Origin of the sequence: Streptomyces albidoflavus (genome assembly GCF_000719955.1) — a bacterium.
GTDB lineage: Bacteria > Actinomycetota > Actinomycetes > Streptomycetales > Streptomycetaceae > Streptomyces > Streptomyces albidoflavus.
This window is the reverse complement of record NZ_JOII01000004.1, coordinates 361,726-386,807: the sequence shown is the minus strand read 5'-3', so window position 1 is coordinate 386,807 and position 25,082 is coordinate 361,726. Positions and strand designations below refer to the sequence as shown.

Annotated in this window: 21 protein-coding genes and 1 riboswitch; of the genes, 12 read left to right on the top strand and 9 right to left on the bottom strand. The window is 74.9% G+C overall.

Annotated elements, in window-relative coordinates:
* Positions 1-159 precede the first annotated feature (159 nt).
* Positions 160-1,599 (top strand): short-chain fatty acyl-CoA regulator family protein, encoded by a 1,440-nt coding sequence (locus tag IF45_RS0106525; RefSeq protein ID WP_008409093.1) that lies wholly within the window; start codon positions 160-162, stop codon positions 1,597-1,599.
* Between the two features lie 21 nt (positions 1,600-1,620).
* Here the strand turns inward: IF45_RS0106525 and IF45_RS0106520 are convergent, their stop codons facing one another.
* Positions 1,621-3,177, bottom strand: coding sequence for a malate synthase (locus tag IF45_RS0106520; RefSeq protein ID WP_030306153.1), 1,557 nt, complete (start codon positions 3,175-3,177; stop codon positions 1,621-1,623).
* A gap of 251 nt (positions 3,178-3,428) precedes the next feature.
* A riboswitch (cobalamin riboswitch) is annotated at positions 3,429-3,550 on the top strand.
* 63 nt (positions 3,551-3,613) lie between these two features.
* Here IF45_RS0106520 and IF45_RS0106515 point away from each other — a divergent pair.
* From IF45_RS0106515 to IF45_RS0106505, 3 genes are all read left to right on the top strand, one after another.
* Positions 3,614-3,997, top strand: coding sequence for a hypothetical protein (locus IF45_RS0106515; protein ID WP_003952206.1), 384 nt, complete (start codon positions 3,614-3,616; stop codon positions 3,995-3,997).
* The gene (locus IF45_RS0106510) at positions 3,994-4,719 is read left to right on the top strand and encodes a (2Fe-2S)-binding protein (protein ID WP_051720670.1); all 726 of its coding nucleotides are present in this window, start codon (positions 3,994-3,996) and stop codon (positions 4,717-4,719) included. The genes IF45_RS0106515 and IF45_RS0106510 overlap by 4 nt, the downstream gene beginning before the upstream one ends.
* Positions 4,720-4,862: 143 nt before the next feature.
* Positions 4,863-7,091 (top strand): serine/threonine-protein kinase, encoded by a 2,229-nt coding sequence (locus tag IF45_RS0106505; RefSeq protein ID WP_030306146.1) that lies wholly within the window; start codon positions 4,863-4,865, stop codon positions 7,089-7,091.
* Positions 7,092-7,104: 13 nt separating this feature from the next.
* On the opposite strand, the gene zwf is transcribed toward IF45_RS0106505, so the two are convergent.
* Both zwf and IF45_RS0106495 read right to left on the bottom strand, forming a co-directional pair.
* Complete coding sequence (zwf, locus tag IF45_RS0106500; RefSeq protein WP_030306143.1) at positions 7,105-8,541, bottom strand: glucose-6-phosphate dehydrogenase; 1,437 nt, start codon at positions 8,539-8,541, stop codon at positions 7,105-7,107.
* 56 nt (positions 8,542-8,597) lie between these two features.
* On the bottom strand, positions 8,598-10,010 hold the full coding sequence (locus tag IF45_RS0106495; RefSeq protein ID WP_030306141.1) for a sugar porter family MFS transporter: 1,413 nt from the start codon (positions 10,008-10,010) through the stop codon (positions 8,598-8,600).
* A 232-nt stretch (positions 10,011-10,242) separates the two neighbouring features.
* Here IF45_RS0106495 and IF45_RS0106490 point away from each other — a divergent pair, with 232 nt between their 5' ends.
* From IF45_RS0106490 to IF45_RS0106465, 6 genes are all read left to right on the top strand, one after another.
* Entirely contained in the window at positions 10,243-11,076 is an 834-nt protein-coding gene (locus tag IF45_RS0106490) for a helix-turn-helix transcriptional regulator (RefSeq protein WP_008405835.1), read from the top strand.
* 165 nt (positions 11,077-11,241) lie between these two features.
* Entirely contained in the window at positions 11,242-12,105 is an 864-nt protein-coding gene (locus IF45_RS0106485) for an ABC transporter ATP-binding protein (protein ID WP_008405833.1), read from the top strand.
* A gap of 65 nt (positions 12,106-12,170) precedes the next feature.
* Positions 12,171-13,235, top strand: a complete 1,065-nt coding sequence (locus tag IF45_RS0106480) for an iron-siderophore ABC transporter substrate-binding protein (RefSeq protein ID WP_030306137.1) — start codon at positions 12,171-12,173, stop codon at positions 13,233-13,235.
* Between the two features lie 23 nt (positions 13,236-13,258).
* Positions 13,259-15,331, top strand: a complete 2,073-nt coding sequence (locus tag IF45_RS0106475; RefSeq protein WP_030306135.1) for an iron ABC transporter permease — start codon at positions 13,259-13,261, stop codon at positions 15,329-15,331.
* Between the two features lie 38 nt (positions 15,332-15,369).
* On the top strand, positions 15,370-16,428 hold the full coding sequence (locus IF45_RS0106470) for a peptidase C39 family protein (RefSeq protein ID WP_030306133.1): 1,059 nt from the start codon (positions 15,370-15,372) through the stop codon (positions 16,426-16,428).
* Between the two features lie 163 nt (positions 16,429-16,591).
* Entirely contained in the window at positions 16,592-17,860 is a 1,269-nt protein-coding gene (locus IF45_RS0106465; RefSeq protein ID WP_030306131.1) for an MFS transporter, read from the top strand.
* A gap of 34 nt (positions 17,861-17,894) precedes the next feature.
* Here the strand turns inward: IF45_RS0106465 and IF45_RS0106460 are convergent, their stop codons facing one another.
* Positions 17,895-18,593, bottom strand: coding sequence for an HAD family hydrolase (locus tag IF45_RS0106460; RefSeq protein ID WP_030306129.1), 699 nt, complete (start codon positions 18,591-18,593; stop codon positions 17,895-17,897).
* A gap of 37 nt (positions 18,594-18,630) precedes the next feature.
* A complete protein-coding gene (locus IF45_RS0106455; protein ID WP_030306126.1) occupies positions 18,631-19,101 on the bottom strand; it encodes an Lrp/AsnC family transcriptional regulator in 471 nt (156 codons plus the stop codon).
* Between the two features lie 306 nt (positions 19,102-19,407).
* On the opposite strand from IF45_RS0106455, the gene IF45_RS0106450 reads away from it, so the two are divergent.
* Positions 19,408-20,910, top strand: a complete 1,503-nt coding sequence (locus tag IF45_RS0106450) for an FUSC family protein (protein WP_030306124.1) — start codon at positions 19,408-19,410, stop codon at positions 20,908-20,910.
* 12 nt (positions 20,911-20,922) lie between these two features.
* Here the strand turns inward: IF45_RS0106450 and IF45_RS0106445 are convergent, their stop codons facing one another.
* On the bottom strand, positions 20,923-21,558 hold the full coding sequence (locus IF45_RS0106445; protein ID WP_030306118.1) for a DUF1345 domain-containing protein: 636 nt from the start codon (positions 21,556-21,558) through the stop codon (positions 20,923-20,925).
* 146 nt (positions 21,559-21,704) lie between these two features.
* Here IF45_RS0106445 and IF45_RS0106440 point away from each other — a divergent pair, with 146 nt between their 5' ends.
* A complete protein-coding gene (locus IF45_RS0106440; RefSeq protein ID WP_010640423.1) occupies positions 21,705-22,148 on the top strand; it encodes a hypothetical protein in 444 nt (147 codons plus the stop codon).
* A gap of 4 nt (positions 22,149-22,152) precedes the next feature.
* On the opposite strand, the gene IF45_RS0106435 is transcribed toward IF45_RS0106440, so the two are convergent.
* The 3 genes from IF45_RS0106435 to IF45_RS0106425 form a co-directional block, all read right to left on the bottom strand.
* Positions 22,153-23,082: a LysR family transcriptional regulator gene (locus IF45_RS0106435; protein ID WP_030306116.1), complete on the bottom strand. Its 930-nt coding sequence runs from the start codon at positions 23,080-23,082 to the stop codon at positions 22,153-22,155.
* 9 nt (positions 23,083-23,091) lie between these two features.
* A complete protein-coding gene (gene fdhD, locus IF45_RS0106430; RefSeq protein ID WP_030306114.1) occupies positions 23,092-23,802 on the bottom strand; it encodes a formate dehydrogenase accessory sulfurtransferase FdhD in 711 nt (236 codons plus the stop codon).
* Between the two features lie 67 nt (positions 23,803-23,869).
* Positions 23,870-25,072 (bottom strand): MFS transporter, encoded by a 1,203-nt coding sequence (locus IF45_RS0106425; protein ID WP_030306113.1) that lies wholly within the window; start codon positions 25,070-25,072, stop codon positions 23,870-23,872.
* Positions 25,073-25,082 lie beyond the last annotated feature (10 nt).

Here is a 25,082-nt window from a genome sequence, read left to right as displayed (position 1 = left end):
CTGCCCCGTCGACACCCCCCGGACCACCGGGCCAACCTGCGGAATCCCTACAACGGGCGGCTGCGAATCGGCGGAAGACGCGAAGAGTGCGGATGCTAAGTTCGCAGCGCGCGGCCTCGCCGGAGCCCCCTCCGCACGGCCACCACCAGGAGGTGCGCCATGGCCCGGAAACCGCTCGGCCGGAAGATCTACGCCCACGCCAAGCTGCGCCGGCTGCGCCGCGAGAGGGAGATGAACCAGGTCGAGATGGCCCGCGCTCTGGGCATCTCCACCAGCTACGCCAACCAGATCGAGCAGAGCCAGCGCCCGCTCACCGCGCCCGTGCTGCTGCGGATCGCGGAGGTCTTCGGCGTCGACCCGGAGTTCTTCTCCGAGGCCGAGGAGGACCGGCTCGCCGCCGAACTGCGGGCCGCCCTCGCCGACGAGGCGTGCGGGGTGCCGCTGCCCGAACCGCAGGAGGCCGCCGAGGCCGCCCGCGACCACCCCGAGGTGGCCCGCGCCCTGGTCGCCCTGCACCGCCGCTACCGCGACACCACCGAGCAGGCCGCCGCCCTCGCCGCACCGAGGTCGGGCGGGCCCCTGCCGACCTCCGGCGAGCCCCACGACGAGGTCCGGGACTACTTCTACGCCCACCACAACCACTTCGGGTCCCTCGACACCGAGGCCGAGGCGACCGCCGCCACCCTCGGCCTGTGGCCGGGCCGGGCGGCGGAACCACTGGCCGCGCACCTCGCCGAGCGGCACGGCGTCAAGGTGGTCCAGGCCGCCCCCGGCCACGCCTACGACGCCCGGCGCTACGACCCGCGCACCGGACTGCTGCTCCTCTCGCCCTGGCTCAGCGACGGCCAGCGGGCCTTCCAGCTCGCCACCCAGCTCGCCCTGCTGGAACAGGGCCCGCTGATGGACGCCCTCGCCGGCAGCGCCCCCGAACTCGCCTCACCCGAGGCCGCGGCCCTGGCCCGCATCGGCCTGGCCAACTACTTCGCGGGCGCGCTCCTCATGCCCTACACCGACTTCCACGCCGCCGCCGAGGAGGTCCGCTACGACGTCGAACTGCTCTCCGCCCGGTTCGGCGTCGGCTTCGAGGCCGTCTGCCACCGGCTGAGCACCCTCCAGCGCACCGGCCGGCGCGGTGTGCCCTTCTCGTTCCTCCGCGTCGACCGGGCCGGCAACATCTCGAAGAGGCAGTCCGCCACCGACTTCCACTTCTCCCGGCTCGGCGGCACCTGCCCCCTGTGGACGGTGTACGCGGCCTTCTCCTCGCCCGGGCGGATACTCACCCAGGTCGCCGAGATGCCCGACGGCAAGCGGTACTTCTGGATCGCCCGCACCGTCACCCGGGGCGGCTTCGGCCACCGCGCGCCCCGGGCCGAGTTCGCCGTCGCCCTCGGCTGCGAACTCCGCCACGCCCACCGGCTCGTGTACGCCGAGGGCGTCGCCCTGGACGACCCCCGCGCGGCCACCCCGATCGGCCTCGGCTGCCGCATCTGCGAACGCCGCGACTGCGCCCAGCGCGCCCGGCCCCCGGCCGGAGGCCGCCTCGCCATCGACCCCGACCGGCGCACCTATGTGCCGTACCCGGTGGAGGGGCGGGGCTGAGCGGGGGTGCTCACCCGCGTGTCACGCCCGCACCCCGGCCCGCCGCACCAGGTGCCGCGCGTAGGCGTCCGGCGTGAAGAACGCGGGCAGTCCGGCGGCGAGCGCGGTCCGTTCGAACAGGTCGCGGATGTCGTCCAGGGGCGCGAACGGGTACGTGGCGACGAGGGCGTCGAGTTCCTCGTCCAGCAGCCGCAGGACGGTGTCGCGTTCGACCACCCGGTGGCGCAGCCACTGCCAGATCTGCACCCGGGCGATCTCGGCGATGGAGGCGTCCTCGACGAAGCCGTCCAGCTCCACGGAGCCCTCCCCGCGCAGCCAGGCGGCGAAGTAGCGCAGGGCCACGGTGACGTTGGCGCGCACGCTCCGCTCGGCGGGCGGTGTTCCGGTACGCCGCACCGACAGCAGGCCGGCGGCGTCCACCCGCACCTCGTCGCGGGCGCGGTCGAGCTGGTGCGGCCGGTCGCCGAGGGCCGCGTCGAACACCTCGCGGCAGAGCGGGACCAGGCCCGGGTGGGCGGCCCAGGTGCCGTCGAAGCCGTCCGCGGCCTCCCGTTCCTTGTCCCGGCGGACCCCGGCGAGCGCAAAGGCGCCGGAGTCCGGCCCCCGGCCGGGCACCTGGGCGGACATGCCGCCGATGGCGTGGGCGCCGCGCCGGTGGCAGGTGCGGACCAGCAGGTCGGTGCAGGCCCGCAGGAACGGCTCGGCCGTCGTCACCTCGGCCCGGTCCGCCAGCAGGAAGTCCGTACGGTGGCCGAAGGTCTTGATGACGCTGAACAGGTAGTCCCAGCGGCCCGCGCCGAGCCCGGAGCTGTGTTCGCGCAGCTCGTACAGGATCTCCTCCATCTCGAAGGCGGCGGTGACGGTCTCGATGAGGGCGGTGGCGCGGACGGTGCCCCGGGGGAGGCCGAGGAGTTCCTGGGCCAGGAGGAAGACGTCGTTCCAGAGCCGGGCCTCGTAGCGGTTCTCCAGCTTGGGCAGGGAGAAGTACGGCCCGTGCCCGGCGTCCGTCTGCCGCCGGGCGCAGTGGAAGAAGTACAGCCCGAAGTCGACGAGGGCGGCGGGGACGGGGCTCCCGTCGTACTCCAGGTGCTCCTCCTCCAGGTGCCAGCCGCGCGGGCGGACGGCGGTCGTGGCGAGCCGGTGGCCGAGCCGTCCCTCGGCGGCGTCGAGCAGGGTGAGCTGGCCGCCGACGATGTTGGCCCAGGTGGGGGAGGTGCCGTCCTCGAAGTCCGCCACCCACACCTGGGCCCCCGAGGCCAGGGCCTGCACGGCGGTGCGGCGGTCCGGCGGGCCGACGATCTCCACCCGCCGGTCCTCCAGTCCCGGGGCGGGGCCGGCCACCCGCCAGGCCGGGTCGGCGCGCACCGCCGAGGTGACCACGGGGAAGTCCAGCGGGATCCCGTCGGCGAGCCGCCGGGCCTGACGGCGCCGCTCCCGGAGCAGTGCCTGCCGGCGGCCGGCGGAAGCCGCGGTCAGCCGGCCGACGAAGTCGAGGGCGGCCGGGGTGAGGATCTCGTCGTGACGGGCACCGGGTGCCGCGAGAACGCGGACGCGGTGGCTCAGAGCGGTGGCGGGCATGGCGTCTCCTGCGAACTGGGGGAGGGCATCCGCTGGGCACGGTCGGCCAGTTGGGCGCTGGTGGACCAGCTGCCGGGGGCGGCGATACGGAGACTCTGGCACTGGCACTGAGTGCCATCAATCAGTGAGGGCTGCCAACTTGTGCCCATCTTCCCGGCCGTTTCCGCCAAGGTTGCGAAGGCCGGGGGCCCTGGCGGACGCTCTGCCGCGCCGGATGGAAGGATGGCCCGGCAAACAGGCGACGGCGGACGAGGAAGCCGGTGGAAATCCGGCGCGGTCCCGCCACTGTGATCGGCGAGCCCGTTCCGCACATGCCACTGCCCTGCCGGGCGGGAAGGCGCGGAGCGGGCGGCGAGCCGAGAGCCAGGAAACTCACGCGGTCGCCTCCTCGACGGATGACCGGGGCGGATCTCCCCGGAGAGAGGAACGATGCCGCGTGCCCGCCGACATCGCCCCCGTCCCACCCGGCCGCGAGCCGGTGCCCTGCCGCGTCGTCGTGTGCCGGGACTGCTGCTGCGGCACCCCGAAGATCACCGGGGTCGACCACGCGGCCCAGACCGCGCGCCTGCGCGCCCTGGTGCCGGTACGGGTCTCCGAGTGCCTCGACGTGTGCGAGCAGGCCAACGTCGTCGTGGTCCAGCCCTCGGCCGAGGGGCGCGCCGCCGGTGCCCGGCCGGTCTGGTTCGGGCTGGTCAACGATCCGGAGGCCACCGAGGACATAGCCGCCTGGGCCCTCGCCGGCGGCCCCGGCGTCGCACCCCTGCCGGACATCCTCGACCTCTACACCCTCACGCCCCCGCGTCGGCGTACGCCGTCGTGACGGGGCCGGATTCCGTACGGCTGCCCGATACCGCCCGCGCCCCGGCCGGGGCCGTCGCCGACGCCCTCACCGAAGTGGCCCGCCTCGGCGGCTTCTTCGTGCTGCGCGTGGGCGGCCCCGGGCGGGGCTGGCAGCCGCTCGACCGTTCCTGTGCGGCGGGCTTCACCGACCTCGCCGAGGCGGTCGCGCGCCGCCACCGCACCGACGAGCCGCGCGTGGGCGTCTCCATCGCCCAGCTCGGTCACGCCGCCCGCCTCTGGTCCCCCGCCCTCGCCACCCTCGTCCGGCACGGGATCGTGCTCGACCTCGCCGGCCTCCAACGGGCCGACGACGGACCGGCGCTGCGGCTGCAGAGGGCGGCCGGCTGGTACGCCGACGCGCTGGACGACCTCGCCGTACCCGCTCTGTACGCGCAGGTGACGCGGCACCTCCGGGCGCTGGCCGACGGCCTGCGCGTCAAGGTCGCCCCGCGCCTGCTGGACGGGAACTCCGCCTCGGCCCTGGTGGAGGCGGCCCGCGCCCTCTCGGCCGCCGACCCCGCCGTACGCGAGGCCCTCACCGGCCTCACCACGCGCCTGCTGGACACCGGGCACCTGCGGGGCACCGGTGCGACGACCGGCCCCGGCCTCGGATTCCGCCGCCGCAGCTGCTGCCTGTACTACCGCGCGCCGAACGGGACGAAGTGCGGCGACTGCGGGCTGGCGGGGACGGGCCCGCGCTGACCTGGACCGCTCGGCGAGCGGCGGGGGAAGCCGCCCCGCACACCCGCGTTGCCCAGGAGGAGCGCGCTCCGGCTAGTTTGGGGCGAGACAGGTACGCGGCCCCGTGGTGGCAGAGCTGCACGGGGGAGGGGAGTTCCGGAAGAGTGTCGCTGCGCGGGAGTGACCCGGCCGAGATCGGTGGCTATCCGCTCGAGGCGCGGCTCGGGTCGGGGGGAATGGGCACGGTCTTCCTGGCCCGGACGAGTTCGGGGCGGCCCGTCGCGATCAAGCTGATCCACCAGCAGTTCGCGGGGGACGAGGAGTTCCGCATCCGCTTCCGGCAGGAGGTGGCCGCGGCGCGGCGGGTCAGCGGCGCGTTCACCGCCGCCGTCGTCGACGCCGCCCCCGAGGCCGAGCAGCCCTGGATGGCGACGACGTACATCGAGGGGCAGACCCTCGCCCAGCACATCGCTGCCGCCGGACCGCTGGACGGCGTGGAGCTGCGGCGGCTGGCCATCGGGCTGGCGGAGGCGCTGCGCGACATCCACCGGGTGGGCGTCGTCCACCGCGACCTGAAGCCCTCCAACGTCGTGCTCTCGGCCGAGGGCCCGCGCGTCATCGACTTCGGCATCTCGCGCGCCGCCGACCAGCAGACCCTGACGATGACGGGCCGGGTCATCGGGACGCCGCCCTTCATGTCGCCCGAGCAGCTGCAGGCGCCGCGCGGGGTGGGGGCCGCCTCCGACATCTTCTCGCTGGGGACACTGCTGGTCTACGCGGCCACCGGCAGCGGGCCCTTCGACGCGGACAGCCCGTACATGACGGCGTACCAGGTGGTGCACGAGGAGCCCTCACTGGGGGCCGTGCCCGAGGCGCTGCGGGCGGTGGTCGGGTCGTGTCTGGACAAGGAGCCCGCGGGCCGCCCCTCCGCCGACGACCTCCTCGTCCTACTGCGGGACCTGCCGGCGGACCTCGGCGGAGCCGGGCCCACCGGGACGCGGGCGGGGCGGACCCGCGACGTGATCACCCAGCACCACGACGCGCTGCCCACCCCGGCGTCCACCGCCGTGGCCGAGGCGGGCACGACCGGCACCGGCACCTCCGTCGGCCGCCGGCTGCGCGACCGGTGGCGGCCGGTCCTCGCGGCGGCGGTCGCGGTGGCGGCCATCGCCGGGGGCGTGGCCGTGCTCCAGTCCGGCGACCGGGCCGGGGGAGACGGCGGCGACAAGGGCGGGAACGTGGCCGAGCCGGGGGCCTCGCTGCCCGAGGGCTTCGCGCCGTGGCACAAGACCGTCGCGGGCGGCCGCGCGGACATCGCCGACGAACTGCGGTGCGTGGCGCGGGGCAAGGCGCTCTTCTGCGGGGGCGGCGGCGTCGTCGCGGCCCGCGTCGACGCCCGAGACGGCTCGCGCGAGTGGACGGCGAAGAGCCCGGGCGTCCCCGTGCAGGGCACCTCCCTGGTCGGGGCCACCGACGACACGGTGCTCGGCTACCGCTTCGCCGCCGAGGACGCACCCGAGGACCCGCGGAGCGAGGTCGTCGCCCTCGACGCGGCGAGCGGCCGCGAGCTGTGGTCCGCGCCGACCGGCGCCCAGTCCACGGCGGTCACCGGCCGGAACCAGGACGCCGTGGTGTCCGGTTCCACCGTCCTCATGGTCGACGCGGCCAACTCCCGCCTGGAGGCCCGGGACGCGCGCAGCGGCGAGGTCACCTGGGCGACACCGTTCCCCTCGGGGACGCGCTGCGCCCCCGTCCCGGCCGGGAGCCACCCCCTCGTGATGTGCGCCCCCGACGCGGAACTCGCCGAGTCGAAGGTGAGCCACCCCGTCGTGCACCCCCTCGACCGCGCCTCCGGGAAGCTGGGCCGGCCTCTCGCCGTCAAGGGCCCGGCCGCCGTGGTGGGCGACGCGGACGGCGAACTCGTCCTCCTCCAGGAGCACTGGGAGGGCCCCGCCATCACCGGGTACGACGGGATCGCCCGCGTGGACCCGGCCTCCCGCGAGGTCGCCTACGCCCGCCTGAAGGACACGTACGCGGGGACGCCCGGCATGGCGGACGGCACCGTCCACCTGAGCGGGGCGACCGGGCGGATCACCGCGTTCGACCCCGCCACCGGCCGCGAGAAGTGGGCGCGGCAGACGGCGGTGGAGGGGGCCTCCGGGCCCACCGCCGGGGAAGGGGCGCTCTACTTCAGCTCGTCCACCGGCCGGGTGGTGGCGCTGGACCCGGACGACGGGACGATCCTGTGGTCCACCGACCCGCAGGCCGACGGGCTCACCGGTGAGCAGGGCGCTAGTCCCCGCGTGACCCTCGCCGGGCGGGCGGTGGTCGTGGCCGCCGACGACAACACCCTCTTCGCCTTCGACGCGCGGAACCCGCCGGAGCAGGGCTGACCCACCCCGGCGGTCACCCGCCCGACTCGTCGCCGAAGAGGCGCGGGGAGGGCTGGTGCCACTGCCGGAGGCCGGGCAGGCGGGCGGCCTCGGCCGGGCCCCAGCTCCCGGGCGCGTAGGGGAGCGGGGGCTCGGGCGGGTCCAGGACGGGGTCGACGATCCGCCAGGACTCCATGATGGTCGGGAAGAAGGCGAAGTACTCGGCGTTGCCCGCCGTGGCGCCGAGCAGGACCGCCTCGTAGGGCAGCTGCTGGCGGCCGAGCACCCGCTCGAAGTCGATGCCGACGGGCACGGTCACCGGGGTGCCGTCGGCGTCCGGTTTGCGGAGCATCAGCTCCGCGCGGATGCCGGTGTCGCCGTCGACGCGGAAGCGGATGATGTTGGCGGGCGTGCCGCCGCTCTTCGCCCCGAAGAGCTCCAGCGGCGGCTTGCGCAGTTCGACGACGACCTCGGTGGCGGTGACCGCGAGCGCCTTCCCGCTGCGCAGGTAGAAGGGGACGCCCGACCAGCGCCAGTTGTCGACGAAGACGCGGGTCGCCACGTACGTCTCCGTGGTGGAGCCGGGGGCCACCCCCTCGATCTCCCGGTACCCCTCGTACTGGCCGCGCACCGTGTCGGCGGGGTCCATGGTGCGGGTGGCGCGCAGCACCCGCCACTTCTCCAGCCCCAGCGCGGAGCTGTCGTCGGCGCCCGGCGGCTCCATCGCCAGATAGGTGAGGATCTCCAGCATGTGGTTCTGCACGACGTCCCGCACACAGCCGACCGCGTCGTAGAACGAGCCCCGGTCGGCGACGCCGAAACTCTCGGCCAGGGTGATCTGGACGTTGTCCACGTACTTGCGGTGCCAGATGGGGGCGAGCAGCGTGTTGGCGAAGCGGCCCACCATCAGGCCCTCCACCGCCTCCGAGCCGAGGATGTGGTCGACCCGCAGCAGGTGCGCGCTGTCGAAGTACCGGCTCAGCTCGTCCTGGAGCTCCCGTGCCGAGGCCGAGTCGTGCCCGAACGGCTTCTCCACGACGAGGCGTGCCTGGCGGTTGAGGCCGGCCCGGGCCAGCGCGGCGGCCACCGTGGTGAACAGCTTGGGCGGGACGGCCAGGTAGTACGCGACGAAGCCGAACCCCTCCACCGCCGTGCGGAGCCCGGTGAAGGTGGCGTCGTCCGTGATGTCCCCGGAGACCATGGAGAGCCGGTCCGCCAGCCGGTCGAGGACCGCGGGGTCCGCGTCCGGGACGGCCTCCACGACGGCCTGGCGCGCGTGCGCCCGCAGCGCCGCGTCGTCCCACCCGGTGGAGGCGACGCCGACGACCGGCACGGTGAGGTCGCCCCGCGCGGTCAGGTGGTAGAGGGCGGGCAGCAGCATCTTGCGCGCCAGGTCACCGGTGATCCCGAACAGCACCAGGGCGTCGGCCCGTTCAAGGTCGAACGGGGTGTACTGGGTGTCTTCTCGCATCGGGGCTCTTCCTTCCACTTCTCCGGCCGGCGGGATGTGCCCGTACGCCGCGGCCGCTACGGCCGCGACCTGAAGCGCTGGTGGAGGGCCCGGTCGATCTCGTCGGCGTCGCGGCCCTTGGTCTCCGGGAGGTACCTGGCGACGAAGAGGAAGGCGAGGACGCAGATCGCGGCGAAGATCCAGAAGGTCTCGCCCTGGCCGAGCGCGGAGGCCAGGGGGAGGAAGGTCAGGCTCACCGCGAAGTTCGACACCCAGTTGACGGCGGTGGAGACACTGGAGCCCTCGGCGCGTACGGAGGGCGGGAAGATCTCGCCGATCAGGGTCCAGAACACCGGGCCCAGACCGCCCGCGTAGGCCGCGATGTACACCACCATGAAGAGCAGCGTCAGCCCCGAGCCCAGCTCCACGACGAACGACAGGCCCAGCAGGAAGACCGAGACCGCCATCAGCGCGAGCGAGACCAGCACCATGGGACGCCGCCCGGCCCGGTCGACCAGGCGGAGCGCCACCAGGGTCATCACCAGGTTGATCACGCCGATGCAGACCGAGTACAGGATCGAGTTGGACGAGCTGAGACCGGTCTGTTCGATGATGGTGGGGGCGTAGTAGATGATCGTGTTGATCCCGCCCAGCTGCTGGACCGCCGCGAGGGTCAGGCCGATGACCAGGGCCGGTCGCACGTCCGGTGCCAGCAGCTTCTTGCGGCCGGCGTTCTTCTCCCGTGCCGCGCGCTCCTCCTTAGCCCGCCGCTGTGCGCGGTGGACGATCTCGTCGGCCGCGTCCTTCCCGATGAGCGCGGTGATGCCCCGGTGCGCCACCTCGGCCCGCCCGTGGGTGATGAGCCACTGCGGCGACTCCGGCAGCAGCCAGAGCGTGGCGGCGACCAGCAGCGCCGAGGGGACCGCGCCCACCGCGAACATCGCCCGCCACTGCTCACTGGCGGAGAAGGCGAGGTTGACGAGGTAGGCGACGAGGATGCCCACGGTGATCATCAGCTGGTTGAGGGTGAGCAGCCGCCCGCGGATCGCCGGGGGCGAGATCTCCGAGAGGTAGACCGGTACCGTCGCCGAGGCGGCGCCCACCGAGAGCCCGAGCACGATCCGGCCGGTCAGCAGCATGAGGAAGCCGTCGGCGAGGGTGACGACCGCCGTCCCGCCCAGGAAGACCAGACCGACCAGGCCGAGGGTCCGGCGCCGGCCGATCCGGTCGGCCAGCTTGCCGCTCAGCATGGAGCCGACGACCGCGCCGATCAGCAGCACGCTGACGACGCTGCTCTGCTCCAGGGAGCTGAGCGCGAAGTCCTCCCGGATGTAGAGCAGCGCGCCGGAGATGACACCGGTGTCGAAGCCGAAGAGGAAGCCGCCCAGCGCGATCGCGACCGCCCACAAGGTGATCTTCCGGGCCGCCCGCTTCGGGACCTCTTCGAGGGGGCCGTGCGTACCGGGTTCGCGGGAGAAGCCCTGTGACATGTCCCGTCCCTCGCTCGTCGGCTCGGACACCCTTGGGTTGCATCCTGACCACAGAAGCGGCGGGCGGGAAAGCGGGGTGGCCGGATCGGGCTAACGTCCCCGGCGCCGTGGCCGGCCGTCCTCCGCCTCAGCCTTGCCGAAGGTCCTCGCAGGCCAGGGCCCCGGTCCCGGCACGGGGGCCGATAGACTCGGCCGCATGGTCGGTCCGTCCCCCGCAGAGGCGAGCCCCGGGATGTGGCGGCGTGAGGAGGGCACCGAGGTGCGCCGGGCCGTGGCTCTCCCGGAGCAGGCGCCCTTCGCGATCCTCTCCGAGTTCCAGGTCCCCCGCGTCCCCACCGAGTGGTCCCCGCACGCGCACCCCCGCCACGAACTGGTCTGGGTGCGCGGGGGCACGCTGACCTCCCGCGTGGCCGACCGGATCTTCACCGTCTCCGAGGGGCACGGGCTGTGGATGCCCGCCGGAACGGTGCACGGCGGCCGGGCGACGGCGGGCGCGGAGTTCCACGACGCCTTCTTCGCCCCGGAGCGCACCCCGTTCGCCTTCCGGGAACCGGTGGCGATCACCATGACGCCGCTGCTCGAATCGCTCCTGGCCCACCTGGCCCGCACCGACCTGGAGGCGGCGGCCAGGGCGCGGGCGGAGGCCGTCGTCTTCGACGTGCTCCAGCCCTCGGAGCACCAGTTCGCGCTGCAACTGCCCGGCGACCCGCGCATCGACCCGATCGCCGAGGCCCTGCTGGACGATCCCGGCGACGGCCGTTCGCTTCAGGAGTGGGCGCGCGAGCTGGGGACCAGCGACCGCACCGTCACCCGTGCCTTCCGCCAGGCGACCGGTCTCTCCTTCGCCCAGTGGCGCCAGCTCCTCCGCGCCCACCAGGCGCTGATGCTCCTCTCCGCGGGCCACGAGGTGACGACCGTCTCCGAGCTGCTCGGCTACGCCCAGCCCAGCTCCTTCATCGCCGCCTTCCGCCGCGTCATGGGGACCACGCCCGGCGCCTTCTTCGGCGGAGCCGACGGCGAACCCGGGCATGTCCGGAATCCCGTATCGGGTGTCCAGAACTCCTGATTGTCGACACGGCAAGCGGAATATAACCTTCTCGGAGTTAGGTGACCCTTAGTTGTTGCTCGCCGCGCCGGGTGCTGCCCGTGCGCGGCGCAGTCCGCGGCCCGGCCGGTGACGGCCGGACGGAGGGTGCCGCACTCCCGCCCCTCCGACCCTCCGGACCCCGCCATGCTCACCAGCCCCTCCCGGCCCGCCGGCCGCCCCGGCGCCGGCCCCGCCGCACCGGCCACCGCCCTGCACGGCCGCGACCTGCTGCTGCGGTACGGCGGAACGCCGGTCGTGCACGGTGTCTCCCTCACCCTGGAACGCGGCCGTGCCACCGCCCTGGTCGGCCCCAACGGCAGCGGCAAGTCCACCCTGCTGCGGGCGCTCGCCCGGCTCCACCGCGTGGAGGGCGGACGGGTGGCGCTCGGCGCCGCGGACGGAGCCGTCGAGCGTGACGCGGCCCTGCTCAGCTCCCGCCAGTTCGCCCGCGAGGTCACCCTCTTCTCCCAGTCGCGCCCCGCACCCCAGGGGCTGACCGTCCGCGAGGTGGTCGCCTTCGGACGCCACCCCTACCGGCGGGGCTTCGGCGGCACGACCCCCGAGGACCGCGCCGCCGTCGGCCACGCCATGGACGTCACCGGCGTACGGGGGATGGCCGACCGGCAGGTCGGGGAGTTGAGCGGCGGCGAGATGCAGCGCGTCTGGCTGGCCGCCTGCCTCGCCCAGGACACCGGCGTCGTCCTGCTGGACGAGCCCACCAACCACCTCGACCTGCGCTACCAGTTCGAGACGCTCGACCTGATCCGCGAACTCGTCGACGAGCACGGCATCGCGGTCGGCGTGGTCCTGCACGACCTCGACCACGCCTCCCGCGTCGCGGACAGCCTCGTCCTGATGCGCGCCGGACGCGTCCACGCCGCCGGCGCCCCCGCCGAGGTCCTCACCGCCGAGAACATCGCCGAGGTCTACGACATCCGCGTCGAGGTCACCGCCGACCCCCGCACCGGCCGCCTCCGCATCGACCCCATCGGGCGGCGCTCCTCCTGAGGCGGCCCCGCCGCCCGGACGCGCCACCCCCCCTCGCCAGAGAACAGAAGAAAGAGGACCCTCCCATGAACCGTGCCCGTCGCCTGGCGGCGTCAGCCTCCACCGGGCTCGCCCTCCTGTTCGCAACGGCCTGCGGCACGACCGACGTCGACCAGCCCGAGGCCGCGGCGAGCGCCGACGCCGCCCCCGCGTCGAAGAGCTGCGCCGACGACACCACCGCCACCTCGACCGGGCCCGTCTCCCTCAAGGACGGCGTCGGCCGCACGGTGAAGCTCGACAAGCCCGCCGAACGGATCGCGGTCCTCGAATGGCAGCAGGTCGAGGACGCCCTGACCCTCTGCGTCACCCCCACCGCCGTCTCCGACGCCAAGGGGTACAGCACCTGGGTCAGCGCCGAGAAGCTGCCCGACGGGGTCACCGACATCGGCACCCGCGAGGAGCCCGACCTCGACACCCTCTACGCCGCCAAGCCCGACCTCATCGTGGTCGAGGCCTTCGACGCGGACGACGAGACCATCGCCAAGCTGGAGAAGCGCGGCGTGCCGGTGATGGCCACCCGAGGCGCCGACCCGAAGGACCCGATCGGCAACATGCGCGAGGTCTTCAGCATGATCGGCGAGGCCACCGGCCGTACCGAACGCGCCGACCAGGTGCTCGAGGAGTTCGACGAGCACCTCGCGACGGCCAAGCAGAAGGTCGCCGACGCCGACCTGCCCACCAACGACTTCCTCTTCTTCGACGGCTGGCTCCAGGGCGGCAACCTCACCATCCGCCCCTACAGCGACGGCGCCCTCTTCACCGAGATAGGCAAGGAACTCGGTATGAAGCCCGCCTGGGACGCCAAGGTCAACAAGGACCACGGCGACGGCGGCGTCGACCCCTCCTACGGCCTCGCCCAGACCGACGTCGAGGGCCTTGCCGCCGTCGGTGACGCCAACCTCTTCTACGCCAACGACGAAGGTGCCGGCGGCTACGTCGAGGCGCTCGGCAAGAACCCGATCTGGAAGAGCATCCCGGCCGTCAAGGAAGGCCGCGCCCACGCCTTCCCCGCCCGGGTCTGGGGCGCCGGCGGCCCCCGCTCGTGCGCCCAGGCGATCGACGCGTACGTCGACGTCCTCGACAAGAAGTGAGCACAGCACCGACCACGGCACCCGTGACGGGGCCGGCGCCGCGCACCGAGCGCGGCGGCGGCCCCGCCGGGGTGGCCGTCCTCGCCGTCCTCGCCCTCGCCACCGTCCTGGTCGGCCTGTGGCACCTGACGCAGGGCACCTCGGGCGTCGGCTTCGGCGACCTGCTGGGACACCTCCTCGGCGAACAGCACACCGGCGGGGCACCGGTCGGCGAGATCTTCACCGGCTCGCGCCTGCCCCGCCTGTTCGCGGGCGTCGCGGTGGGCTTCGGGCTCGGCTGCGCCGGCGCGCTGCTCCAGTCCGTCACGCGCAACGCGCTCGCCTCGCCCGACACCCTCGCGGTCACCGCCGGGGCCTACTTCACGCTGACGCTCGTCGCCGCCTTCGGCCTCGCCGTCCCGCTCTGGGCCTCCGGCGCCGCCGCCTTCGCCGGCGGCCTGGTCGCCGCCGCCCTCGTCCTGCTCGTCGCCGGGCGCGCGGCGGGCACCACCGGGACCCGCCTCGTCCTCGCCGGATCGGCGATCGCGATGGCCCTGGACGCGGCCACCGGCATGCTGCTCATCCTGTTCAACCAGAACACCACCGGGCTCTTCGCCTGGGGCAGCGGCTCGCTCGCCCAGCTGAACATCGACGCCTCCCTGCGGGCCTTCCCGCTGATCGCCGCCGTGGTCTGCGTGGCGCTGGCCCTCTCCCGGCGGCTGGACGTGATGAACCTCGGCGACGACGCCGCGTCCACCCTCGGCGTGCCGATCCGGACCACCCGGGTGGTCGCGGTGGTCTGCGCGGTCCTGCTGACGGGCACGGCGGTCACCCTCGCCGGGCCGATCTCCTTCGTCGGCCTCGGCGCCCCCGTCCTCGCCCGCCTCATCGCCGGGCGGGTCCACGCGCTCAGCCGCCACCTGCTGCTGGTGCCCGCCGCCGGACTCCTCGGCGCCCTGCTCATCCTGCTCGCGGACGCGGTCCTGCGCGCCGTCCAGGGCGCGGACGGGGCCGCCGCCATCCCCACCGGCGTGCCCACCGCCCTGCTCGGCGCCGTGGTCATCGTCGTCCTCGCGCTGCGCCTGCGCGACACCGGACAGGTCCGGCAGCCGCCCGCCGCCAAGGTCGCCGCCCGCTCCCGCCGCGGCTTCCTCCTCGTGGTGGCGGGCTCGGTCGTGGTCCTCGCCGGGGCGGCCCTCGTCGCCGTCCTGGCGGGCAGCCTCTGGCTGCGGACCGGGGACCTCGCGCTCTGGCTCGGTGGAACCGCCCCGGAGCTGATCGGGCAGGCCCTCGACGACCGGGTCCCGCGCGTCCTCGCCGCCGTCCTCGCCGGCGCCGCCCTCGGCCTCGCCGGCTGCGTCGTGCAGGGCGCCGTCCGCAACCCCCTCGCCGAACCGGGCGTCCTCGGCATCACCGCCGGCGCCGGGCTGGGCGCGGCGGCCGTCGTCACCTCGGGCCTGCCCGGCGGACGCCCGGTGCTCATCATGGTCGCGGTCGCGGCGGGGCTCGCCACCTTCGCGGTGATCGCCCTGCTGGCCTGGCGCGGCGGCTTCCTGCCGGACCGGTTCGTGCTGATCGGCATCGGCTGCGGCTACGGCCTCAGCTCCGTCACCACCTTCCTCCTGCTGCGCGCCGACCCGTACAACACGCCCCGGATCTTCACCTGGCTCTCCGGCACCACCTACGGACGCACCCTGCCCGACGTCGTCCCGGTCGCCGTCGCCCTGGCGCTGGCCCTGCCCCTGCTGCTGGCCATGCGGTCCCGGCTCGACCTGCTCGCCGTCGACGAGGACACCCCGCGCATCGTCGGCGTCAAGGTGGAGCGGACGCGGGTGGCCGCCCTGGCCGTCGCGGCGGTGCTCGCGGCGGTCAGCGTGGTCGCGGTCGGTGTGGTCGGCTTCGTGGGGCTCGTCGCCCCGCACCTCGCCCGCGCCCTGGTGGGCGCCCGCCACGGCCGCTCGATCCCGGTCGCGATGCTCCTCGGCGCCGTGCTGGTCTGTGTCGCCGACACCCTCGGCCGTACCCTCGTCGCCCCCGCCCAGCTGCCCGCGGGCCTGATGATCGCCCTGGTCGGCGCCCCGTACTTCGTCTGGGTGCTCCGGCGGTCCCGCGCGTGACCCCCTCCCGTCCCCTTCGTCCCGTCAGGAGTCCCGCCATGCCTTCCCCGCAGGAAACGACCGTGCGGAGCGTCGTCGTCCCCTTCACGCCCGACGCCCCGCCGGCCGTGCCGGCGAAGCTCGGGGGAGCGGTACCGGAGCGCTGGCACACCGTCGACCGTTCCGCCCACGCCCCGCACCTGGTGGGCGTACCCGGCGACGACGGGGAGTGGAAGGCGGCCGCGCTCGTGTCGGCGCGCCCGCACACCTCCTACCTGAAGATCGTCGACGCGGTCGGCGACGTACCGGCGGCCGTCGAGGCCGTCGTGGCCCACGCCCGCCGCCGGGGGCTCGCCCAGGTCAAGTGGGAGGGGTGGACGGCCACGCCGGAGCAGGCCGCCGCGGCCGGCTTCACCCCGCTCCGCCCTCCCGTCACGCGCGAGCAGGCCGGGCCGGAGACCGGATACGTGCGCCTGCTGCACGACGGTGCCGTGGCCGAGCCCCCCTACTACGGCCAGACCACCCACTTCACCTGCGGCGCCGTCACCGCGCTGGTGGCGCAGGCCCACGCGGGAGTGCTGGAGCCGGAGGCGCTCGACCGGCGGGCCGAGCTGACGCTCTGGCGCGAGGCCACCAACTTCCCCGTCTGCGAACCGGTCGGACTGGGGGTGGCCGTGCGGCGCGCCTGGCCCTCCTGCCCCGTGGAGGTCCGCCTCGACACGGACGGGCCCGTCCTCGTCGGCCACCACCCGCAGAGCGAACAGGAGTGGCGCGCCGACCTCCAGCGCATGTCCCGCGAGGACGCCGCCCGCACCGGCGTCCCCGTCGACCCACGTCCCCTGACCGCCGGCGAGATCCGCGAGGCCGTTGGGCGGGGCGAGCGGGTGCTGCTCCTCGTCTCGCTCACCAGGATGCAGGGATTCGACGTGCCCCACTGGGTGCTCTGCCACGGGGCCGTACCGGGCGCCCTGGTCATCGAGGACCCGTGGACCGGCGCCGAACGGGGGGAGAGCTGGGTCGACGCCCACCTCCTGCCCGTCGCCGACGCCGAACTCGACGCGATGTCGGCCTTCTCCGCCGACGGCCTCCACGGCGCCGTGATTCTCGGCCGCCCGTGAGGGAGCGGCCGTTCCTCCCGCGTGTCAGCTGAGGGGCGGGAGGGGCCACGTACGGGGGACCGGCAGCGTGTTCCCCGGCGCGCCGGGCGCCGCCGGGGCCAAGATCTGCTCGGCGTCTCCGGGCGGGCCGGAGTCCGCCACCCGGCGCGGAGGAGGACGGCCCATGCGGACGGAGAAGGCGGCGGGGTGGCGTACGGCGGTCGCCTCGGCCCTCGGCCTCGCCTGCGGGCCCAGCGTGCTCGCGGTGATGACCTTCGGGATGTTCATCGCCCCGCTCCACCAGGAGTTCGGGTGGCCGGTGCCCGCGATCGGCGTCGGCGCGTCCCTGCTCAGCCTCACCATCGTCGTCGTCTCGCCCGTGCAGGGGATGCTGGTCGACCGGTTCGGCGGGCGCCGGGTGATCCTGTGCAGCGCCCCGCTCTTCGCGCTCTCGCTCGCGGCGATGGCCCGGCTCCCCGACAGCCTGCTCCTGTTCCACCTGGGCTGGGTGCTGATCCCGCTCTGCGGTACGGGCCTGTGGCCGGTCTCCTACCTCCGCGTCACCGCGGGCTGGTTCGACCGCAGGCTGGGCCTGGCCCTGGGGATCGCCAACTCCGGCATCGGCGTCGGGACCGTCCTCGTCCCCGTCCTCACCGGGGCGCTGATCGGCGCCTTCGGCTGGCGGACCGCCTTCCTCGGACTGGCGGCGGTCGCGCTGGCCGCCTTCCCGGTCGCCCTCTTCCTCCTGGCCGAACCGGGTCCGCGTGCGGCCCGCGTCGCGACGGACGGCGACACCCTGCGCACCGCCGCGACCCGCCGCCCGTTCTGGCTCGTCCTCGCCGCCTTCCTGCTGCTCGGCGCGGTCGGCACCGGCGTCATCGTCCACCAGATCCCGCTGCTGCTCGACGCGGGCATCGCCCCGAGCACCGCCAACCTGGTGCCGGTCGCCCTCGGCCTCGCCCTGGTCGCCGCCAGGATCGTGACCGGCTGGCTGCTGGACCGCTTCACGGTGGCCCGGGTCATGACGGTGCACCTCCTCGGCGGCGTCGTGGCGGTCCTGCTCTTCGCCTCGGGGCCCGGCCTCCCGGCGGCCCTGCTCGCGGCGGCGCTGGCCGGGATGCTGATCGGCGCCGAGTTCGACGTCCTCAGCTACCTGGTGCCCCGCTACTTCGGGCGCCGCGCCTTCGGCCGGATCTACGGCGTCGCCTTCTCCGTCTTCCAGATCGGCGGCGCGGTGGCCGCCACCGCCGTCGGCGTCAGCCGCGAGAGCCACGGCTCCTACGCCCCGGCGATGCTGGCCCTGGCCGCCGCCTGCCTGATCTGCGCTGCCCTCTTCCAGGGCCTCGGCCCCTACCGGTACGAGGCGACGGAGGCCGCCAAGGTCCACCTCCCGGAGCCCGCGCACCCCACGCACTGCGAGCCCGGAGACGCCCCGTCCGCGCCGGGACGGTGAGACCCGCCGGGCCGGTCCGCCCCCGCGCCGTGGCTCAGGCCGGGACCCGCATGATCCAGTCGTATGTCTCCGCAGCGCGGAACGAGGGCTGGCCGTCGGGGAAGAGGAGGCCGGCCGCCGAGAAGACCGGGTCGTCGGCGGCGGGCGGCACCGAGGGCACCGCGACGCAGCGCATCCGGGCCGCCAGCGCCGCCGCCACGCCCGGTTCCGCGTCCTCGACCACCACGCAGTCGACGGGGGCCGCGCCCAGCCGCCGGGCCGCCTCCAGGAAGACGTCCGGGGCGGGCTTGCCGCGGGGCACCTCCTCGGCGGAGACGGCGGGGCCGAGCAGGTCGTCGAGGCCGGTGCCGGTGAGGACGGCGGTGATCGCGGAGCCGGAGGAGCCGGAGGCGACCGCCATCGGCACCCCGGCCCGGTGCAGTCGCTCCACCAGCAGCGCCATCTGCTCGAAGACCGGCGTGCCGGCCCGGGCCAGCGCGAGGTAGCGGTCGTCCAGCTGCTCCGCCAGCGCGTCCAGGGAGGCGCCGAGCCCGTACAGCCGCCGCCAGTCGGCGAGCGTCTCCCGGGTGCTGACCCCGATGTACCGCTCGTGGTCGGCCCAGGTGAAGCCGGGCACGCCGTGCTCCTCCAGGAGGGCCCGGCCCGCCTCGAAGTAGTTCGGCTCGCTGTCCACCAGCGTGCCGTCCAGATCGAAGACGACCGCCGGGAGTGCGGCCTCGGTCACGTTCGCCATGGCCCCAGCATGGCAGAAAGGGGCCGGACCGCCCGGCTCACCTGCGGGCGGCGACCGAGGCCACCAGCGGCAGCACCCGGTGCGCCACCCGCTCCCGCAGGGCCACCTCGGTCCGGGTCCGCACCACCCCCGGGAGGTTGATGAGCTGCTGGATGACGTCCTCCAGGTGGCCGTTGTCCCGGGCCGCGACCCGGGTGAGCAGGTCGCCGCCGCCGGTGATCGAGAACGCCTCGATGATCTCCGGCACCGCCGCCAGCGCGTCCCCCACCTCGTCGAGATGGCCCTGCGTCACCTCGATGTGCACGAAGGCGAGCACCGGGTGGCCCAGCGCCGCGGGCGAGAGCGACGGCCCCGTCCCGGTGATGACCCCGTCCCGCTCCATCCGGTCCAGCCGGGCCTGGAGGGTGCCCCGGGCGACGCCGAGCAGCCGCGCGTACTCCCGCACGCTGGTCCGGGGCTGCTCCAGCAGGAGCGTCAGGATGCGGGTGTCCAGCGCGTCGACCACCATGGTCCGTTGGCCTCCTCGTGGTACGGATCTCCTGCCCGGGACTGTACCAATGGCCCACTCCTCGGGACTCCGGTTGAGCCACTGCCCGCCAGGATGCTTCTCTAGGTGTCCTACTGGCGCCGCAGCGTGCCGGGACGGCGAGGAAGCCGGACCGGACCAGCGGCGCCTTTTCGATGCCGCGAGGCGACCGGCGCCCGGCGCCGCGCCACGGAACAGGGGTGGACGCACACGGTGGAGCAGCGGAAGAACGGCGTGGGCCGGGGGACGGGCAGGGGGCTGGACGCGCCGCGACCTCCGAGGACGCGGATGATCAGGAAGTTCGTCGCCCCCGACCCGGGGCTGGTCCGGATGCGCAGCGCGGCCCGGGCGGTACTCGGCATCGGACTGGCGGCGACCGTCTCGGGCACGGCCGGGCAGTCGCTGACGATGGCCGTCGCCGGCGGGCTCGCGGCCCTCCTCGCCCTGTTCACCGTCACCGACGCCACCGTGCGCGGCCAGGCCCTCACCACCGCCCTGCTCCCCGCCGCCGGCTTCCCCGTCCTCGCGCTGGCGGTCCTGCTCCACGACCGGCCGCTCCCTCGCGACCTCGCCTTCCTCGCCGTGGCAGGCCTCGGCGTGTACGCCCGCAGGTGGGGCCCGCGCGGCAACGCCCTGGGCATCTTCGCCTTCATGAGCTTCTTCCTAGCCCAGTTCCTGCACGCGGTCCCCGCCCAGCTGCCCCAGCTCGCCGCTGCCGTCGTCCTGGCCCTGCTCACCTCGTCCGCCGTCCGCTTCGGCCTCTGGTGCTACGAGCGGCGCCTGCCCGCACCCAGGCCCGCCCCGGCGCCGCTGGGCGGGCGCGGACTCTCCCGCCCCACCACCCGGCAGGCCGTGCAGGCCACCGCCGCGAGCGCGATCGCGCTCGCCGCCGGGCAGGCCCTCTCCGACGAGCGCTGGTACTGGGCCGTCGGCACCGTCTGGTGGATCTTCGTCAACACCGCCTCACGCGGCGAGACGCTGGTCCGCGGCTTCCGGCGGGTCCTCGGCACCGCCGCGGGCGTCGTGGCCGGTCTCGGCGTCGCGATCCCGCTGCACGGCGACCCTGTCGCGGCGGCCGTCCTGGTGGCCCTCTGCGTCGGCGGGATCTTCTACGTGGCCGCCGTCTCCTACAGCTGGATGATCTTCTTCGTCACCGTCCTGGTCGGCGTCCTCTACGGCATGCTCGGCACCGTCGACCCCGGCCTGCTGGCGCTGCGCCTGGCCGAGACCCTCGCGGGTGCCGTCGGCGCCGCCCTGGCCGTCCTCCTCGTCCTGCCCGTGACCACGCACACGACCACCGACGCCTGGGTCCGGCGGGCGTTGCGCTGCGTCCACCTCTGCGCCGTCGAGGCGGCCGGCCGGCTCGCGGGCTCCCCGGGCGCCGACCCCGCCCCGCGCGTCGCCGAACTGGAGGCGCTCCTGGAGCGCGTACGCGTCTCCGTCGCCCCGCTCGTCCACCCCCTGAGCCCGCTCGGCCACCGCAAGGCCCGGGCCCGCCGGGTGCTCGCCCTGCTCGACGCCTGCGCCCACGAGGTGCGCGGCCTCGCCGCCGTCGCCGCCGACCCGGAGGGCTCGCGGACCGACCGCCTCACCGTGGCCTGTGTACGGGTGGAGGCCGCCGTGCAGGCCCTCATCGCCGACGGCACCACCCGGGCCCACCCGCCGCGCTCCCCGGCCCACGCGCCGGCCGACGAGCCGGCCCTCACCCACCTGCACGGCCTGGAGCGGGCCCTCGCGGAACTGGCCGAACCGCTCCGGGGGACCCGCCGCCCGGCCCTCGCCGCCCGGTGACGAACCTCCCGGTCACCCGCCGACGATGCCGATGACCAGGTTGATGGCGGTGGCCAGGATGCCGGTCCCGAAGACGTACGACAGCAGGCAGTGCCGGAGCACCACCGAGCGGACGGTGGGGTCGGAGACATTGGTGTCGGAGACCTGGTAGGTCATGCCGAGGTTGTAGCTGAAGTAGAGGAAGTACCGGTACGTCGGGGGCCGCTCCTGGTTGAAGTCGATGCCGCCCTGCTCGCCGAGGTAGTACAGGTATCCGTAGCGGGTGGCGTACATCAGGTGGACCGCCGCCCAGGCCATGAAGACGCCGCCGAGGGCGGTGGCCGCGGCGGCGTGGCCCCGGGCGGTGTTGCCGATGAGCAGCAGGATGACGATGCCGACCAGCCCGCACAGGGCGGTGGCCACCACGGCCAGTTCCTCCACGAGCGGGCGGAAGTTCTCGCGCCGCGCGTTGTGATGGGTGGCCGGCGCGTCCATCCGCCACAGCACCGTCCAGCCCGCCAGTACGAAGACCGCCTCCGTCGCGCCGATCGCCGCCAGCACGGCCAGCACCGGGTCGACCAGCAGGCCGACCACCACACCCACCACCGCCCCGACGGCGATCGACACGGCCAGCCTGGGAACCGCGGGGAGCGGCAGCACGATACTCATGGCGGCAAGATAGTCGAGAACCTCCCAAAGCCGGGCAGAAGGGGCGCATAGCTCCGCTGAACGGCCGTCACACCGTTCCGGCACCGCCTCCGCTACGCTCCGCCCGGCACCTCCGCGCGCAGGCGGAGCGACGGGGAGGGCGGGGGATGGGCAGAGTCCAGGAGCTGTGGGCCGCCGGGGAGATGCCGTTCGGCGACGCCCTGTACCGGCCGGACGACACGGGGCTGGCGCTGCGGGTGGAGGGCCCCGGCGCCTACCACCCGGAGGCGGGTCGGCCCATCCCCTTGCGCGTAGGCGGCCCGGTCGACGTGGCCCGGATCATCGCGGAGGACGGCACGCTGGAGGCCGACCCCTGCTTCGGGAGCCCGCTGCCGGACGGGTCGGGCCACCTCACCGGCGGAGGCGGCGGCATGGGGAACATCGGCCACCTGGCCCGGCTCGCCCCGGACGGCGCCCTGTGCTGGGTCGCCGTCATGTACCTCTCCAACCCCTTCGTCGCCGTGCGCTTCGAGGGGAGCCGCGCCGTCTTCACCAACGACTGGCGCAACCTGCTCACCCTCGACCTCGCCGCCCCGCCCTTCGCGCCCTGATACCTCAGGGAAGGTCCGGGGCCCCGGGCAGGCGCTCCAGCGCCCCCGCCACGTCGGTGTGGCGGGCGACCTCGGTCAGGGCCCGGGCCATCGCCGAACCTGGTTCGCGGGCGGTCACCACCAGGCCCACCGGGACCGCCCGCACCGGGTCGACCAGCGGCAGGGCGCGCATGCCGTGCGGCACCCCGAAGACGTGCAGCCAGGTGTGCGGCACGACGCTGGCCCAGTTGCCGGTGCGGACGTGGGCGAAGAGCGTCGCCACCGAGTCCGTCTCGACCCGGGGCACGGGCCGCAGCCCCGCCTCGGCGAAGACCTGGTCCACCACCTGGCGGCCCTGCATGGCCTCGGTCAGCAGGCACAGCGGCAGCAGCGACGCCTCCGCCCAGGTGGCCGAGGCCCGCCGGGCGAGATCGTCGGCGGCGCTGGTGAGCAGCACGTACCGCTCCTGGTAGAGCGGGAGGGTGGCGACGTTCTCCGGCAGGCCCGGGCGGAGATAGGTGATCCCCGCGTCGATCTCGAAGTTCCGCAGCTGCCGCAGGATGTCCTGCGAACGCAGGTCGGTCACCACCTCCACCGTCACCAGCGGGTGGGCGGCGGTGAACGGCGCGGTCAGCAGGGAGACCGCGCCGGAGGCGGTCGGCACCGAGCCGATCCGCATCCGGCCGCTCAGCCCGGTCCGCAAGGCCCCGACCTCGTCCTTGAGGGCGTCCCGGTCGGCGAGGATGCGCTGCGCCCACACCACGATCCGCTCGCCCTCGGGGGTCAGCCCCTCGTACTTCCGGCCCCGGCGGACCAGTTGGACGTCGAGTTCCTCCTCCAGTTTGCGCAGCGCCTCGGAGAGCGCCGGCTGGGAGACGTGGCACGCCTGGGCGGCACGGGCGAAGTGGTGCTCCCGGGAGAGGGCGACCAGGTATTCGAGTTGACGGAACAGCACGCCACGGGTCTACCCGACCGCGCGCCCCGGCGCCAGTCGGGGTGCCCCCGGCCCGCCCGTCAGCAGCCGCCTGGCCCCCGTGTACACGTTCATCGACGTGCCGCGCAGGAAGCCGACCAGGGTCAGCCCGGCCTCCTCGGCCAGGTCCACGGCGAGGGAGGAGGGCGCCGAGACGGCGGCCAGCACCGGGATGCCGGCCATCGCCGCCTTCTGCACCAGCTCGAAGGAGGCCCGGCCGCTGACCATCAGCACCGTTCCGCGCAGCGGCAGCAGCCCCGACCGCAGGGCGTGGCCGATCAACTTGTCGACGGCGTTGTGCCGCCCGACGTCCTCACGCAGGCAGAGCAGTTCGCCCTCGGCGGTGAACAGGCCGGCCGCGTGCAGCCCGCCGGTGGCGTCGAAGACCCGCTGGGCCGCCCGGAGCCGCTCGGGCAGCGCGGTGAGCGTCTCCGTGTCCAGCCGCAGCGGGTCCCCGGCGACCGGCCAGGTCACCTTGGTGCGGACCGCCTCCAGACTCGCCCTGCCGCACAGCCCGCAGGCGGAGGTGGTGGTGAAGTTCCGCTCCAGCGAGGGGTCGGGGGCGGCCACGCCGCGCGCCAGGACGACGTCCACGACGTTGTACGTGTTGCCGCCGTCGGAGGTGGCCCCGGCGCAGTACCGGATACCGGCCACTTCCCCGGCCGCGTGCAGCACCCGGCGCCGGGCGGTCACACGACCCATGGTCCGACTCCTCTCCTCGGCGCGGGCCGCCGAGACACTCCGGTGGGGGAAGGGGTATGCCCGGCCGTCACTGCGGATTGCCCCGGCTGAACCGGGCCGTGACCCAGAGGCAGAGCAGCCCCACCACCGCCATGCCGGTGAGCAGCGCCGGGTACGGGGCCGCCCCGGCGGTGACGGCCAGCAGCAGCGGGGTCAGGAAGCCGCTGTAGGCCGCGCCCTGGTGGAGGAAGGCGGTGGAGGGCAGCGCGCTCGGCGGAGCCAGCCGCGCGATCTCCAGCAGCCCCGAACCGAGCGTCAGCCCGTACCCGGCCCCCAGCAGCACCGCCGCCACCAGCACCAGCGCCACCGAGTCCCCGTACGCGGCCAGCGCGCCCACCAGCAGCCCGCCGATCACGGTGACCATGCCGGCCAGCGTGGCCCGCGCCGTGCGGGCGTGGTGCAGCCGCACCGCCAGCGGCTGCGCGACGACGCCCACCGAGAGGGTCAGCGCCGCGACCACGCCGCTGAAGAGCGGCGCGTACCCGGGGACCTCGTCGGCGACCAGCGGCGGCAGCACCACGTACGCCACGGTGGCCGCGCCGAAGACGGCCGGGCTGGCCGGGAGGACCACCCAGACGAAGCGGGGGTGGCCCACGGTGCGGCGGCACCAGCCGCCGAGCCGGAGCGGCGCCCCCGCCGTGCCGCCCGTGGTCTCGGGTGCGCAGGTGGTGGCGGCTAGCGCCAGCAGGGCCAGTGCCGCGTGGACCAGGCAGGGCAGCACCGTCGGCGCCGGCAGCCACTCGGCGAGCATCCCGGCGGCCAGTGCCCCGCCGGCGAGCCCGGCCCCGGTGGCGTAGGCGGCCCGGCGCTCCCCGGCCCCGGACCGCCCGGCGGCGGCGCAGAGTTCACGCAGCCAGCGGGTGCCCGCCGACAGGGCGAAACCGGCCGCCACCCCGGTCGCCAGGCGTCCGGCGCAGACGGCGGCGGGGGAGGGGGCGGCGGCCGTCGGCAGGGCGCTGGCGGCCGCCGACAGGAGCAGGGCCGCCCGCACCACGCGCCGGCGCCCGAACCGGTCGGCCGCCGGGCCGCCCAGCAGCAGCCCGGGCAGCAGCCCCGGCAGGTAGGCGGTGAACAGGACGGTGACCAGCACCGGATGCCACTGCTCCTGGGTGCGGTGGACCGCCGCCAGCGGGGTGAACTGGTTGGCACCCCACCCGGCGGCGGCCAGCGCCGCTCCCGCCGGGAGCCAGCGAGGGACGGCGGGTGGGGCCGTCGCGGGGGAGGCCTCCATCGGCGCTCGC